Source organism: Aliidiomarina sanyensis (genome assembly GCF_003987175.1).
GTDB classification, from domain to species: Bacteria; Pseudomonadota; Gammaproteobacteria; order Enterobacterales; family Alteromonadaceae; genus Aliidiomarina; species Aliidiomarina sanyensis.
Genome location: NZ_PIPM01000038.1, coordinates 1 through 1243 on the forward strand (window position 1 = coordinate 1; position 1243 = coordinate 1243).

The following is a 1243-nucleotide window of genomic DNA, read 5'->3' on the forward strand; positions in this document are numbered from 1 at the left end:
CCAGGGCAAGATCGTGAACGTTTTTTAAGCAACGAAACGATCAGTTTGACGATCTGAGTTACCTGTGATCATATACTCCCTTTTTCGGGAGTTGAATCATGTATATCGAAGCTTTCACAAGCCACTTTGGCGCATTAACGGACGCACGTCAATCAGCGAAAGTCACCTATCCGCTGGAAGATATTCTGTTCATCACCCTGTGTGCAGTGACCGCGGGTGCTCAGGGCTGGAGCGATATACGAGATTATGCCGAAGGCCATCAGGAGTGGTTTGAACGACACGGTTTTTTGCGTGATGGTATTCCGGTAGACGATACCATTGCACGCACCATCTCCCGCATTGACCCAGAGCAGTTCCGACTGTGTTTTGTGAGCTGGATGCAGGATGTACACGAAGCCACTCAGGGGCAGGTCATTGCCATTGATGGCAAAACGTTGCGCAGGTCATATCAGCGGGGCGACAAGCATTCGACGATTCACATGGTCAATGCCTTCTCCTGTGCGAATAAACTGGTGCTGGGGCAAGTAAAAACGGCCGCCAAGTCGAATGAAATTACGGCTATCCCGGAGTTAATTGAGCTTCTCGATATCGACGGAACCCTGGTCTCTATTGATGCTATGGGATGCCAGACAGACATTGCACAACAGATAGTCGATAAGGGTGGAGACTACCTGTTTACGCTGAAATCGAATCATAAGAAGCTTTACAGCGCTGTCGTCGCGGCATTTGCGAAAGAGCGGGAAGAGCCGTTGGGAGACATTCGTATTGAGAACAAACATGGTCGCGTGGAAGCCCGCATTTTTCATGTGCTCAGCGCCGACCGAATCAACGAGGACTTTCCACAGTGGCCCGGACTCAAGACCTTGGGGATGAGTGTAAGTTACCGCCAGTTAAAGGGAAAGCCCGCAGAGCTAACGTATCGTTACCATATCAGTTCTGCCGAGTTATCGGAGCGGGAGATGGCCGATGCCGTACGCGCACACTGGTCTGTTGAAAATAGCTTGCACTGGGTCCTTGATGTTTCCCTGCGGGAAGATGATTGCCAGATCCACCAGAATCATGGTGCGGAGAACTGGTCTATGTTGCGCCACATGGCATTAAACATGCTGCGCGCAGAATCATCAAAAGGCAGTATCCCTGCTAAACAAAAGCGAGCATGGATGAAAGCCGAATATCTGGAGGCTGTATTATCTGCGGGCTTCAGCGAGATGGTGAATTAATGTACACTCATGCGGTTGCCCTG

Annotated in this window: 1 protein-coding gene; it reads left to right on the top strand. The window is 50.4% G+C overall.

The annotated features are described in order from the left end of the window. Window positions 1–98 precede the first annotated feature (98 nt). Window positions 99–1220 (top strand): ISAs1 family transposase, encoded by a 1122-nt coding sequence (locus tag CWE11_RS11965; protein ID WP_126777855.1) that lies wholly within the window; start codon window positions 99–101, stop codon window positions 1218–1220. Window positions 1221–1243 lie beyond the last annotated feature (23 nt).

Excerpts from the sequence above, each read along its gene's own strand:
- CWE11_RS11965 (WP_126777855.1), top strand. The coding sequence starts at position 99 with ATGTATATCGAAGCTTTCACAAGCCACTTTGGCGCATTAACGGACGCA.